This is a genomic window from Xanthomonas maliensis, assembly GCF_009192945.1.
Taxonomy (GTDB): Bacteria; Pseudomonadota; Gammaproteobacteria; order Xanthomonadales; family Xanthomonadaceae; genus Xanthomonas; species Xanthomonas maliensis.
The window spans coordinates 17,263-29,886 of the sequence record NZ_NSET01000009.1; the positions used below are offsets into that span (position 1 = coordinate 17,263).

The 12,624-nt window shown below is 67.1% G+C and carries 10 protein-coding genes; 5 read left to right on the forward strand and 5 right to left on the reverse strand.

Features of this window, described 5'->3' with window-relative positions:
- Positions 1-97: 97 nt before the first annotated feature.
- On the reverse strand, positions 98-2,461 hold the full coding sequence (locus CKY51_RS02875; protein WP_031339597.1) for a penicillin acylase family protein: 2,364 nt from the start codon (positions 2,459-2,461) through the stop codon (positions 98-100).
- Between the two features lie 146 nt (positions 2,462-2,607).
- Between CKY51_RS02875 and bfr the strand changes: the two genes are divergently transcribed.
- Entirely contained in the window at positions 2,608-3,093 is a 486-nt protein-coding gene (bfr, locus tag CKY51_RS02880) for a bacterioferritin (RefSeq protein ID WP_022972096.1), read from the forward strand.
- A gap of 131 nt (positions 3,094-3,224) precedes the next feature.
- Here bfr and CKY51_RS02885 read toward each other — a convergent pair whose 3' ends face one another.
- From CKY51_RS02885 to CKY51_RS02900, 4 genes are all read right to left on the reverse strand, one after another.
- On the reverse strand, positions 3,225-3,881 hold the full coding sequence (locus CKY51_RS02885; RefSeq protein WP_022972097.1) for a thiopurine S-methyltransferase: 657 nt from the start codon (positions 3,879-3,881) through the stop codon (positions 3,225-3,227).
- A gap of 177 nt (positions 3,882-4,058) precedes the next feature.
- The gene (locus CKY51_RS02890; protein WP_022972098.1) at positions 4,059-4,298 is read right to left on the reverse strand and encodes a hypothetical protein; all 240 of its coding nucleotides are present in this window, start codon (positions 4,296-4,298) and stop codon (positions 4,059-4,061) included.
- Positions 4,299-4,462: 164 nt separating this feature from the next.
- On the reverse strand, positions 4,463-6,706 hold the full coding sequence (parC, locus tag CKY51_RS02895) for a DNA topoisomerase IV subunit A (protein WP_022972099.1): 2,244 nt from the start codon (positions 6,704-6,706) through the stop codon (positions 4,463-4,465).
- 59 nt (positions 6,707-6,765) lie between these two features.
- Positions 6,766-7,617, reverse strand: coding sequence for an AraC family transcriptional regulator (locus CKY51_RS02900; RefSeq protein WP_031339598.1), 852 nt, complete (start codon positions 7,615-7,617; stop codon positions 6,766-6,768).
- A gap of 113 nt (positions 7,618-7,730) precedes the next feature.
- Here CKY51_RS02900 and CKY51_RS02905 point away from each other — a divergent pair, with 113 nt between their 5' ends.
- The 4 genes from CKY51_RS02905 to CKY51_RS02920 are packed head-to-tail and all read left to right on the forward strand — an operon-like array spanning position 7,731 to position 12,497.
- Positions 7,731-8,180: a MarR family winged helix-turn-helix transcriptional regulator gene (locus tag CKY51_RS02905; protein WP_425479863.1), complete on the forward strand. Its 450-nt coding sequence runs from the start codon at positions 7,731-7,733 to the stop codon at positions 8,178-8,180.
- The gene (locus CKY51_RS02910; RefSeq protein ID WP_038220530.1) at positions 8,177-9,703 is read left to right on the forward strand and encodes an efflux transporter outer membrane subunit; all 1,527 of its coding nucleotides are present in this window, start codon (positions 8,177-8,179) and stop codon (positions 9,701-9,703) included. The genes CKY51_RS02905 and CKY51_RS02910 overlap by 4 nt, the downstream gene beginning before the upstream one ends.
- 10 nt (positions 9,704-9,713) lie before the next feature.
- A complete protein-coding gene (locus CKY51_RS02915; RefSeq protein ID WP_022972103.1) occupies positions 9,714-10,910 on the forward strand; it encodes an HlyD/EmrA/EmrK family protein in 1,197 nt (398 codons plus the stop codon).
- 6 nt (positions 10,911-10,916) lie between these two features.
- Positions 10,917-12,497, forward strand: a complete 1,581-nt coding sequence (locus CKY51_RS02920) for a DHA2 family efflux MFS transporter permease subunit (protein ID WP_152248856.1) — start codon at positions 10,917-10,919, stop codon at positions 12,495-12,497.
- The last annotated feature ends 127 nt before the right edge of the window (positions 12,498-12,624 follow it).

Sequence of the window (12,624 nt, forward strand, 5' to 3'; positions counted from 1 at the left end):
TGCGGGAAGCGCCCTGTGGCAGCCAATGCCGCGTTGCGCGTCTTGTCTGCACGCGGCACAGGACGCTTTGCACTCACCTCAGATGACACGACACGCTCTAGTTGGGTCGTAGTTGCAGCGTGTATTGCGTAGCGGTCGGCAGGAACGGCGTGGGGTGTCCCTGCACCCAGTCCTCGTGGCCGGCGCCCCAGAACGGGGACAGCGGATGGCCGCTTTGTCCGCCCGGCATGTGCACGATGCCGTCCTGTTCGTGGCCGGGCGACACCACCATGCGTTGGGACGCCCCGAACGCCGGCCCCTGCACCCGCGGCATGTCGCGATCGCCCGGCAGCCGGTCCGGTGGCATGCACAGCACGTGCTTGGCGAGCGCCGGCAAGGCGCGCGCGAGCGGGTGACAGATGGCGGCGGTATTGCGCTCGCCCCAGCTGCGCGTGTCCAGTGGCTGGCCCTGCGCCGCGAGCTCGTCGTTGGCCGCCTGTGCCGCCTCGCGCAGCAATTGCTCCCAACTGCGGTAGGGTGCCGGCAACAGATGCGCCGGTCGCTGCTGCAGCATTGGCCAGGCGATGCCTTCCAACTGTATCCGCCGCGGCGGCTGGAAGGCGTCGCCCAGGGCCGCCTGGGCAGGGCCAAGCAGGCCGGCTTCCACCCGTTCCAGGGTGTTGGTCCGGAACGCGCGCACGATTCGATAGCTGACAGAATCGGCTGTCGCGCGCCCGCCCCAGTGTCGGGTTGCCTGTTCGATCTGCTGCAATGCCGGTTCCTGGCGCTGTGCGACCACCTCGCGCAGCAAGCCCCACCAGCGGGTGAGCAGGACCGCGCGATCGTCGAGCTGGATCGCCAGCAAAGTGCGCTCGTCGAAACGCTCGTGCGCGAACAGCAGCGTGCGGATCTGCTGCGCGCGCGCGCCGAGGTCGTAGCCAGCGTTACCCAGCGCCTTGAGTTGTTCCATATCGACGATGCGATTATTGGCCGTCCACAAGCGATGCGAGGGCGGATCGATCAACGACGGAGCGGCATCGCTGCGCAGCGGCCAAGGCGGACAGGCTGTCGCGGCCGCCATGTCGTCGGCCAGGCCGCCGTGTTCGATCGTGCCCGGCGTGCAGCCTGCGGCCCGGTCCGGTCGCGCGCCGATGATGCGCCAGCCGATCCGCCCGCTACGATCGGCAACCAGCAGGTTCTGCGCGGGGATGCCGGAGCGATCGGCGATTGCCCAGGCACCCTCCAGGTCCCCGGCCTTGACCATGTCGGCGAAGTCCAGGCCGATCGCGCCGGGAAGCTGCGCTGCCCAACGCAGCGCCAGCAGGTCGCCATTGGCCTCGGTGTGCAGGATGGGCCCCCAGGTTGATTCGCGTACCAGCAATGGCACCGGGGCAGCGCCAGCGACCCGGATCAGTTCGCGATGGACGGTCAACGGCACCCGGCTGCCGGCTTGCGCGGCGGGAATGCGGGCGAAGTCGGCGGTGTCGATATAGCTGTTGGTAAACGCCCAGGCGATATGGCCATTGCTGCCGACCACCATGGCCGGCAGGCCGGGCAGGGTGAACCCGGTCGCATCGACCCTGCCGCCCGCCGCGTCGGCCTGGGGATAGCGCAGGCGGGCACGGAACCAGATGTTGGGCGCGCGCAGGCCCAGGTGCATATCGTCGGCGACGATCGCGCGGCCGTCTGCCGTCAGATGGCCATCCACGGCAAAGTTGTTGCTGCCCGGCGTGCCGATTTCCGGGGTGGCGACAGGCGCTGCATGCGGCAGGCGGCGCAGGTCCAAGGTGGCGGCATCCGGCAGCACCGCATCGCCTTGCGACGGTCCGAACAAGGGCGCGTCCCAACTCGATCCCTGATGATCCAGCAATGCCGCCAGCGCAGGCGGCACCACGGCGCGGATGCGTGCCGCTGCCAGTTCGGTCTGGTTGCTGCTGTCCTGCAGGTCGGCATACATCGCCAGGCCGGTGAGGATGGAGTCGTCCACCGTCCAGGCACGCGGCTGCTGGCGCAGCAGCAGGTAGGGCCAGGGCCGCACCGACAGCGACGCCAGGCCGGCATTGACACCGTCGCTATAGGCCTGCAGCGCGGCTCGCTGGTGGCCGGCCGCAGTCGCCAGGCTGGCGCGTACGCGCGCACGCAACCGATGCATGCGCTGGCGTTGGTCCAGCTCCAGCGCTGCCGGGCCGAACAGCTCGGACAATTCGCCGGCCGCGGTGCGGCGCATCAGGTCCATCTCGAAATACCGTTCCTGCGCATGCACGTAGCCGAGCGCGCGCATGGCGTCGAGCTGGCTGGCAGCATCGATGCTGACTACGCCGAGACGATCGCGCTGTACGCTGACCGGTGCCTGCAGCCCGGCGAGCGTGCGCTGGCCGTCCAGCGTCGGCAGGCTCCCGCGCAGCAACAGGTAGACGGACAGCAGTGCCAGCAGAGCCAGGCCTGCAAGCGCCAGCAGCAGCCGGCCCAGCCATTTGCGCATCGTCGATGTCCTTGGGGGTGCGTCGGGGTGTGTCGATTCCATCCCAGGGAGCGACGGCACGCAAGCGCAACTGAAAGTGATTCCGATTAGATCATTGTCCGCCCGCTTCGGGCACCATGCCGGCATTGCGTCGCTGGAGCATCCCCATGAAAGGCCACCCCGAAGTCGTCGATTATCTCAAGCAGCTGCTGCGTGGCGAGCTGGCCGCACGCGATCAATATTTCCTGCATTCGCGGCGCTACGAGGACCAGGGCTTGATGGCGCTGTACGAGCGCATCAACCATGAGATGGAAGAGGAGACCGAGCATGCCGACGCGCTGCTGCGGCGCATTCTGTTCCTGGAAGGCGACCCGGACATGCGCCCGGCCGAGTTCACGCCCGGCAAGACCGTGGTGGAGATGCTCGAACGCGACCTGGTGGTGGAGTACGAGGTGCGTGCGGCGCTGGCGGCGGGCATGAAGCTGTGCGAGCAGCACGGCGACTACGTCAGCCGTGATGTCCTGCTCAAGCAGCTGCAGGACACCGAGGAAGACCATGCGTGGTGGCTGGAACAGCAGCTGGGCCTGATCAAGCGCATTGGCCTGGAGCTGTACCAGACCTCGAAGATCGACAAGGGCGAGGTGGCCGGTTGATGGCGTGGCCATGCGTGTGCGCTGCGCGCTGCAAGGTCGCGTGGCGATCACGCGCTGCATGGCCCGCACGCGTGCCTTGATGCTGCCGTGGGCAGTGACCAGCAGCGACATGGCCGCTCGGCCGGGCGCCGTCAGCGGCGTTGCAGGCGATAGACACCTGTGGTCAGTGCGGTGACGCCTTCGGCACGGAAGCGTGGTTCCTGATCGAGGATGGCGCGCTCCTCCAGCTGGTGCACACGCCATTGCGGGTCGAACAGCGCATGCACCGCCGCGGTGTCCACTGCGAACGGCGGGCCGTCTCGTTCGGCTTGCGGGTAATCCAGGGTGATCAGCAGGCCGCGGCATGCGGCCGGCAGGCGTGCATACGTCGTCTGCAGATAGCGCTGACGTAGCGCATTGGGCAGCGCCACCAGTGCGGCACGATCGTAGACCGCCGTGCAGTCGGCCAGCACGCTGGCGTCCAGCGCAAACGCGTCGCCGCAGATGATCTCGATGGCACCGGCGATGAAATGTTCGCCGGCCGCGCTGGTGTGGCGCTGCGGGTGCAGGCCTGCATCATCGAAGAACTGTGCGACCGCCAGCGGCGAGATCTCCACGCCCAACACGCGATGGCCTTGCGCGCCGAGCCAGTGCATGTCCAGCGTCTTGCCGCACAGCGGCACCAGCACGCGGGCGTGGCTGGGTAATTGCAGCGCAGGCCAGTGCTTCTGCAGCAAGGGCATGACCTCCTGCTGATGAAAGCCGGTCTGCGCGTCCTGCCACCGTTGCAACCAGAAGTCGGTCTCCATGGCGTCATCCTGCCAGAGGTTGCGCGTCTCGCAACCCGCAGCACGGTGGACTGAGTGAACCGGCCTGACGGCGGCGGGTTGTCGCCCGGTGCAGACCCATGCTGCGCAAGGTGCCGCGAGGGAGGTTTCGAACTGCGCGTGCGACCGCGCGGTCACGGCGGCAACCGATGATCATCGTCAATCAGTCGCGCGGCGTTGCAGAAGGACGAGTTCCTCGGTCGCGGCGGTTTCCTGGTCGTAATGCACCAGGCCTGCAAAATCCGTGTCGACCATGATCCCGCTGCCGAGATACGCCCAGCTTTCCTGCCCGGGCAGATAGTCCGCGCTGTCCATGCAGGCAATGACCGTGCCGCGATACCGCGAATCGATCTGAATCAGATCGCCCGCTCGTGCCTCCTGGCCGTCTGCGTATCGCATCGGTGCTCCGTCCGCCACACTGGTGTGAAGCGCGATCGCATCCGCGCTCGGTCAGCCCATCCCATCCGCCCAAGCCTGCCGCGATGCGTCGGATGCAGCATTGCGTGTCAGGCCTTGCACGGTGGCGGCGCCGCTCACAGCACCGCACCGCCAACGACGTCCCGTTACTGCACGTCCAATCCGTCGACCTTCTGCCAGCCTCTCGGCAGCAGGGTGCCGCGGCTGGCGCGCGAGCCGAGGTAGGCGTCCAGATCCTTGAACGACAGGTTCATGACCCGCGCCCCGCTGCGGACCAGCAAGGTATTGCCAGGCGCCACCGCGGCTACCGCGACCACCCGTTCGGTGCTCAGCTTGGCCTTGGGGATCTCGATGATCTTGTTGCCCTTGCCCTTGTCCAGCTCGGGCAGGTCGGCAGCGGCGATCGCCAGCAAGTTGCCGGCGCTGGTCACCGCCACGATCCGGCTGGCTTGCGGGTCGCCGACCTGGGCCGGTGGCAGGACATGCGAGCCGGCGGTCAGGTTGAGCATCGCCTTGCCGGCCTTGTTGCGGCCGGTCAGGTTTTCGAAGCGGGTGACGAAGCCATACCCGTGCGAGGACGCCAGCACGAAGCGGGTGTTGTTGTCGCCGCTGGCCATCGCGCGGAATGCCGCGCCCGACGCTGGCGAGAAGCGACCGGTCAGCGGCTCGCCATTGCCGCGCGCCGAGGGCAGGGTATGCACCAACGCCGAGTAGGCCCGGCCCTCGGTGTCCAGGAAGGCCACCTGGTAGGTGCTGCGGCTGCGCACCGCTGCCAACAGGCCGTCGCCTTCGCGGTAGGACATGCCGGCCGGATCGACCTCATGGCCCTTGGCGGCACGCACCCAGCCCTTCTCCGACAGCACCACCGTCATCGGCTCACTGGCGACCAGTTCGGTCTCGTCGATCGCCTGGGCGGCGCCGCGCTGTACCAGTGGCGAGCGGCGGGCATCGCCGAATTTTTTGGCATCGGCGGTCAGCTCGTCCTTGATCAGCTTCTTCAGCTTGGTCTTGCTGCCGAGGATGGCCAGGATCTGCTCGCGTTCCTTGGCCAGCGCATCCTGCTCGCCACGGATCTTCATTTCCTCCAGGCGCGCCAGCTGGCGCAGCTTGGTTTCCAGAATGTATTCGGCCTGTTCCTCGCTGAGCGCAAAGCGCTTCATCAGCACCGGCTTGGGCTCGTCCTCGCTGCGGATGATGCGGATGACTTCATCCAGGTTGAGGAAGGCGACCAGCAAGCCTTCCAACAGGTGCATGCGGCGCTCGACCTTCTGCAGCCGGTGGTTGAGGCGGCGCGTCACCGTATCGCTGCGGAAGCTCAGCCATTCGCTCAGCAACTGCTTGAGGTTCTTGACCTGCGGGCGTCCATCCAGGCCGATCACATTGAGATTGACCCGATAGCTGCGTTCCAGGTCGGTGGTGGCGAACAAGTGCCCCATCAACTGCTCGGCGTCCACCCGGCTGGAACGCGGTACCAGCACCACCCGCACCGGGTTGGCATGGTCGGATTCGTCGCGGATGTCCTCCAGCCATGGCAGCTTCTTGGCACGCATCTGCTGGGCGATCTGCTCGATCACCTTGGACGGCGAGACCTGGAACGGCAGCGCGGTCACCACGATGTTGGCGTGTTCCTTCTGGAAGGTCGCGCGCGCGCGGACGCTGCCATTACCGGTCTCGTAGATCGTCCGCAGGTCGGCCGGGGCGGTGATGATCTCGGCGGTGGTCGGGTAGTCCGGGCCGCGCACGTGTTCGCACAGTTCGGCGATGCTGGCGTCGGGGTCGTCGAGCAGGCGGATCAGGGCACTGACGATCTCATTGAGATTGTGCGGCGGCACGTCGGTGGCCATGCCCACGGCAATGCCGGTGGTGCCGTTGAGCAGCAGGTGCGGCAAGCGCGCCGGCAACCAGGTCGGCTCTTCGAGCGTGCCGTCGAAATTGGGGGCCCAGTCGGTCGTGCCCTGGCCGAGCTCGCCCAGCAGCACTTCGGCGATCGGGGTCAGCTTGGACTCGGTGTAGCGCATCGCCGCGAACGACTTGGGGTCGTCGGTGGAGCCGAAGTTGCCCTGGCCCTCGATCAGCGGATAGCGGTACGAGAACGGCTGGGCCATCAGCACCAGCGCTTCGTAGCACGCGCTGTCGCCATGCGGATGGTACTTGCCGATCACATCGCCCACGGTGCGCGCGGATTTCTTCGGCTTGGCGCCGGCATTGAGGCCGAGCTCGCTCATCGCATAGACGATGCGGCGCTGCACCGGCTTGAGACCGTCGCCGAGGAAGGGCAGGGCGCGGTCGAGCACCACGTACATCGAGTAGTCGAGATAGGCGCGTTCGGCGTACTCGCGTAGCGGCAGCTGTTCGAAGCCGTGGAAGGTGGGGCGGGTCAGATCGGTCATGTAAAGCCAGGTCCTGCGGAAGAGGAACCCGCGCCGGGCGCGGACTCGAAGAGGGCCGATTATCCGGATGCGGCCGGGGATGCCAAGCCGCCCGCGTGGGTGCCGGCCAGATAACGCATCGGCGGAGCGCCGAAATGGCGGTGGAACATGCTGACGAAGGCGCTGGGGCTGCTATAGCCGAGGTGGTCGGCGACCTGCGCCACCGCGCCGCCGTCGCCCAGCCGTCGCAGGCCTTCGGTCAAGCGGGCCTGCTGACGCCATTGGGCGAAACTCAGCCCGGTTTCGCTCCGGAAATGCCGGCTCAGGCTGCGCGAGGACAGGCCGGCCCAGGTTGCCCATTCATCGAGCGAGCGGGGGTCGGCCGGGGTGGCGAGCAATTGGCGGGCGATCCGTAGCAACCGGCGATCGACCGGCATCGGCAGGTGCAGGTGCTCGATCTGGACTTGCCGCAGCTCATCCAGCAGCACTGCGGCCACCCGTTGCTGGGTCGGATCCAGGGATCGATCCAGGCGCCAACTGGCGGCCCGCATCAGGGCCTCGCGGGCCAGCCCGGTGAGCCGGATCACGCCCCCGTGCGCGGGGAGGGCGCCACAGGCATCCGGCCGTACGACCAGGCCCCATCCACGCAGCGGTCCTGCCAGCTCCACGGTGTGCGGTTGGCCAGGCGGCAGCCAGCCGGCGCACCCGGGCGGCAGCGAGAGCGTGCCCTGTTCGGTATGCACGGTCAGCACGCCGTGTTCGACGTACATCAATTGCCCGCGCACATGCGCATGCCAGTCGGTTTCCGGCGCCCAGACCGCCTGCAGCTCGGCCAGGAATGCAATCACCACCGGGCCATCGGCCCATTCGAAGCTGGCGCGCACACCAGGTGGGAGGGCATCCACCGTCGTTGGCGGGTTTTTGATAGTCATTGGCTGGATTGTATTACCAGGCCATGCGGCCCGCTGCGTATGGTGGCGATCCTTGCGTGCGGTTTAATCCCTGGTGAGATATTTGCGTTGACAAATATATTTTTAGGTACAAAATGCACTGCATGAATGCTGCTTCCGCCTCCCCGCCGTCGTTCGGCCTGCTGTTGCGCCAGGTGCGTGACGCGCTGATGCGTCAGCTCGATGCCGAGATGAAGGGGGAGCTACCTGATTTCGGCTTCAGCCACTACGTCGGCCTGAAGGTTCTCGCGGTGCGTTCGCCCTGCACCGCCAACGAATTGGCCCAGGCGCTCGACCAGACCCCGAGCGCGGTGACGCGCCTGCTCGACAAGCTCGAGGCGCTTGGCGCGGTGCGACGCGAGCCGCATGCGCAGGATCGGCGCGCGCTGCAGATCGTCATGACCGAGCAGGGGGCGGTGCTGTGGGAGCGCCTGCGCCTGCGCGGCGAGCGGGCGATCGAACATGGCCTGCGCGATCTGTCGCCCGCAGAACGCGAGCAGCTGACCTCTCTTCTCATTCGTGTCCGCGATTCCCTCAACTCATGAACGCTGCTAGCTCTCTTCAATCGACTGCGGGTCAGACCGTGCGCCCGCCTGCCCAGCGCCTGCTGAGGCCGCTGGTCGTCACCGCCTTGGCGCTGGCATTGGCTGCCTGTGCCAGCAGCCGTGGCTTGGCCCCCCAGGGCACGCTGCTGGATCCAGCGTCAGTGCATGCCGAACGCACGTTGTCGCAGGCCTCGCTGAGTGCGGCTGCCTGGCCGAGCAGCGACTGGTGGCGCGCGCTGGGCGACCCGCAATTGAACGCCTTGATCGCCGAAGGCCTGCAGCACAGTCCTTCGTTGGCGGCGGCCGATGCGCGCCTGCGCCAAGCCCAGGCCCGCATCGGTGCGGCGCAGGCCGACCGTGGTCCCAGCCTGTCGGTCTCCGGCGGTTACACCGGTGTGCAACTGCCTGAATCGATGGTCGGTGCGGAGTTGGGCGGCAGCTACATCAACACCGCCGATCTGTCGGTGGATTTCCGCTACGGGGTGGATCTGTGGGGCGGCAAGCGCGCCGCCTGGGAAGCGGCGGTGGACCGCGCGCATGCTGCCGAGGTGGATGCGCAGGCCGCGCGTTTGAACCTGTCGGCTGCCATCGCCGAGGGCTATGCGCAGTTGGCCTATGCATGGAGCCTGCACGATGTCGCCGATGAAGAACTGGCGCGCGCACAGAATGCCCTGTCGCTGACCGAACGCCGCCGTGGTGCGGGCATCGACAGCGACCTGCAGGTTCGTCAGGCGCAGGCCCGCATCCCGGCGGCGCAACAGCAACTGCAATCGGCCCAACAGCAGATCGACGAAGCGCGAACCGCCCTGGCTGCGCTGGTGGGACAGGGGCCTGATCGTGGCCTGGAGATCGCGCGACCGGCGCTGGGCGCGCTGACGGCGCCGCAACTGCCCAGCACGCTGCCTGCCGATCTGCTCGGCCGTCGCCCCGATGTGGTGGCGGCGCGTTGGCGCGCGGAGGCGGCCGACAAGGACATCGCGGTCGCCAAGACCCGCTTCTATCCCAGCCTCAATCTCACCGCACTCGGCGGCGTGGTCAACAAGGACGTCGGCAGCCTGCTGGAGAGCGGCTCGGTGTTCGGCCTGGTGTCGCCGGCGTTGAGCCTGCCGATCTTCGATGGCGGCAAGTTGCGCGCCGGCCTGGCCGGCAGCGATGCGCAATACGACCTCGCGGTCGCCGACTACAACCAGAAGGTGCTGGACGCCTTGCGCGAGGTGGCCGATCAGGTCAACGCCGTGCGCTCGCTCCAGCAGCGTGCACAGGCGCAGGAGCAAGCGGTGCAGACCGCGACCGCCGCCTACGACCTGGCCCAGCAGCGCTACCGCGCCGGCATCGGCAGCTATCTGGAGGTGCTCAGCGTGCAGGAGCAATTGCTCGTCGCCCGCCAACGCATGGCCGGATTGCAATCGCAACAACTCTTGGCCTCGGTGAGGCTGCAGCGCGCACTGGGCGGCGGATATACGCCTGAGCCTGCGCACGACACCGCCCACACCGCGACCACACCCGCACAACCGAATTCCTGAGACAGCGACAATGAGCCAGACGACTCCTACTTCTTCCCAGCCCGCAGACGCGGCGCCGAGCAAGCGCGGCAAACTGCTGCGGGGCGTTGCCATCCTGGTGATCGTGGCGATCATTGCGGTGGCGGCCTGGTACATCCTGGTTGGCCGTTGGCACGAGGACACCGACGACGCCTACGTGCAGGGCAACCAGGTGCAGATCACCCCGCTGGTCGGCGGCACGGTGGTCAGCATCGGTGCCGAAGACGGCATGCGCGTGGAGCGCGGCCAGCTGCTGGTGCAGCTGGATCCGGCCGACACCACGGTGGCGGTGCAGCAGGCCGAGGCCAATCTGGCCAAGACCGTGCGCCAGGTCCGTGGCCTGTACCGGAGCGTGGAAAGTGCGCAGGCCGAGTTGTCCGCGCGCGAAGTCAGCCTGCGTCGCGCGCGTGCCGATTTCGCCCGCCGCAAGGATCTGGCCGCCTCCGGCGCCATTTCCAACGAAGAACTCGCACACGTCCGCGAAGAACTGGCAGCCGCCGAAGCGGCAGTGGCCGGCTCGCGCGAAAGCGTCGAGCGCAATCGTGCGCTGGTCGACGACACCGTGGTGACGACCCAGCCGGACGTGCAGGCCGCCGCGGCGCAATTGCGCCAGGCCTATCTCAACCAGGCGCGTACCGGCATCGTTGCGCCGGTGTCCGGCTACGTCGCGCGGCGCTCGGTGCAGGTCGGCCAGCGCGTGCAACCGGGCAATGCCCTGATGGCGGTGGTACCGCTGGAGCAGGTGTGGGTGGAGGCCAACTTCAAGGAGACCCAGCTCAAGCACATGCGTCTGGGCCAGCCGGTCGAGTTGCACTCGGATCTGTACGGCGGTGGCGTCAGCTATCAGGGCCGCATCGAGAGCCTGGGCCTGGGAACCGGTAGCGCGTTCTCGCTGCTGCCGGCGCAGAACGCCAGCGGCAACTGGATCAAGATCGTCCAGCGCGTGCCGGTGCGCATCGCCGTGGATGCCAAGCAGTTGGCCGCCAATCCGCTGCGGATCGGCCTGTCGATGAAGGTCGAGGTCAATCTGCACGACCAGCAGGGCCAGGTGTTGCCGGCCAAGCGCGCGCCTGCGACGGTGTTCTCCACCGATGTCTACGCGCAGCAATTGCAGGCCGCCGACGCGGATATTCAACGCATCATCCACGACAACCTGCCTTCGCAGCAGGCTGCCGCCAACGCAGGCTGAGTCGGTATGTCCTCGCAAGCGCCCACCGCGCCCGCCGGTCCGGCGGCGCCGGCGCCCGCCGCCGGCTTTCGCCCGGCCAGCGTGGCGCTGTGCACCTTCGGCCTGGCGATGGCCTCGTTCATGCAGGTGCTGGACACCACCATCGCCAACGTGTCATTGCCGACCATCGCCGGCAATCTGGGTGCCAGCTCGCAACAGGCCACCTGGGTCATCACCTCGTTCGCCGTCAGCACGGCGATTGCGCTGCCGTTGACCGGCTGGTTGAGCCGGCGATTCGGCGAGACCAAGCTGTTCGTCTGGTCGACCCTGGCCTTTACCCTGGCTTCGCTGCTGTGCGGACTGGCGCAGAGCATGGGCATGCTGGTGGTGTCGCGCGCACTGCAGGGGTTTGTGGCCGGGCCGATGTATCCGATCACCCAGAGCCTGCTGGTGTCGATCTATCCACGCGAAAAACGCGGTCAGGCGCTGGCACTGCTGGCGATGATTACCGTGGTCGCGCCGATCGCCGGGCCGATCCTCGGCGGCTGGATCACCGACAACTACAGCTGGGAATGGATCTTCCTGATCAACGTGCCGTTGGGAATCGCGGCCAGCAGCATCGTCGGCTCGCAGTTGCGGCATCGTCCGGAGCAGTTGGAAAAGCCGCGCATGGACTACATCGGCTTGATCCTGTTGGTGGTGGGTGTCGGCGCGCTGCAGCTGGTGCTGGACCTGGGCAACGACGAGGACTGGTTCTCATCCGACAAGATCATCGTGCTGGCCTGCGTCGCCGCGGTGGCGCTGGTGGTGTTCGTCATATGGGAACTGACAGACAAGGATCCGATCGTCGATTTGAAGCTGTTCCGGCACCGCAATTTCCGCGCCGGCACGCTGGCGATGGTGGTCGCGTATGCGGCGTTCTTCAGCGTCAGCCTGCTGATCCCGCAGTGGTTGCAGCGCGACATGGGCTATACGGCGATCTGGGCAGGTCTGGCGACGGCGCCGATCGGCATCCTGCCGGTGCTGATGACCCCCTTCGTCGGCAAGTATGCGTTGCGGTTCGATCTACGCATGCTGGCGACGATCGCCTTCATCTTCATGTCCTTCACCAGTTTCTTTCGCTCCAACTTCAATCTGCAGGTGGACTTCGCCCATGTGGCGACCATCCAGTTGGTGATGGGCGTTGGCGTGGCGCTGTTTTTCATGCCGGTGCTGCAGATCCTGTTGTCTGACCTGGATGGGCGCGAGATCGCGGCCGGCTCCGGCCTGGCCACCTTCCTGCGCACGCTTGGCGGCAGTTTCGCAGCGTCGTTGACGACCTACCTGTGGGCGCGCCGCACTCAGGTGCACCATGCACATATCACCGAGCACATCTCGGTCTATACGCCGGGGACGCAGGAGCAGGTGATGGCGATGGGGCAGGGCGATCTGCAACGCGGTGCGGCCTTCCTCAACAATATGATCAATCACCAGGCGTCGCAGATGGGCTTCAACGACATCTTCTATCTGCTGGGCTGGACCTTCCTGGCCATCATCACCTTGCTGTGGCTGGCCAAGCCGCCGTTCGGTGCCGGTGCCGGCAGTGCTGCGGCAGCAGGCGGCCACTGACAGCCGATAGCACGGTTGGGCGGCCGCCAGGCCGGCGCCGACCGTGTTCGGGAACGGCATGCAACGCTTGTCCATGCCGTGCCTGCGCAACCGATACGCGCCGACGATTGCGCGCTGGCTGTCGTCC

Excerpts from the sequence above, each read along its gene's own strand:
- CKY51_RS02875 (WP_031339597.1), bottom strand. The coding sequence starts at position 2,461 with ATGCGCAAATGGCTGGGCCGGCTGCTGCTGGCGCTTGCAGGCCTGGCT.
- bfr (WP_022972096.1), top strand. The coding sequence starts at position 2,608 with ATGAAAGGCCACCCCGAAGTCGTCGATTATCTCAAGCAGCTGCTGCGT.
- CKY51_RS02885 (WP_022972097.1), bottom strand. The coding sequence starts at position 3,881 with ATGGAGACCGACTTCTGGTTGCAACGGTGGCAGGACGCGCAGACCGGC.
- CKY51_RS02890 (WP_022972098.1), bottom strand. The coding sequence starts at position 4,298 with ATGCGATACGCAGACGGCCAGGAGGCACGAGCGGGCGATCTGATTCAG.
- parC (WP_022972099.1), bottom strand. The coding sequence starts at position 6,706 with ATGACCGATCTGACCCGCCCCACCTTCCACGGCTTCGAACAGCTGCCG.
- CKY51_RS02900 (WP_031339598.1), bottom strand. The coding sequence starts at position 7,617 with ATGACTATCAAAAACCCGCCAACGACGGTGGATGCCCTCCCACCTGGT.
- CKY51_RS02905 (WP_425479863.1), top strand. The coding sequence starts at position 7,731 with ATGCACTGCATGAATGCTGCTTCCGCCTCCCCGCCGTCGTTCGGCCTG.
- CKY51_RS02910 (WP_038220530.1), top strand. The coding sequence starts at position 8,177 with ATGAACGCTGCTAGCTCTCTTCAATCGACTGCGGGTCAGACCGTGCGC.
- CKY51_RS02915 (WP_022972103.1), top strand. The coding sequence starts at position 9,714 with ATGAGCCAGACGACTCCTACTTCTTCCCAGCCCGCAGACGCGGCGCCG.
- CKY51_RS02920 (WP_152248856.1), top strand. The coding sequence starts at position 10,917 with ATGTCCTCGCAAGCGCCCACCGCGCCCGCCGGTCCGGCGGCGCCGGCG.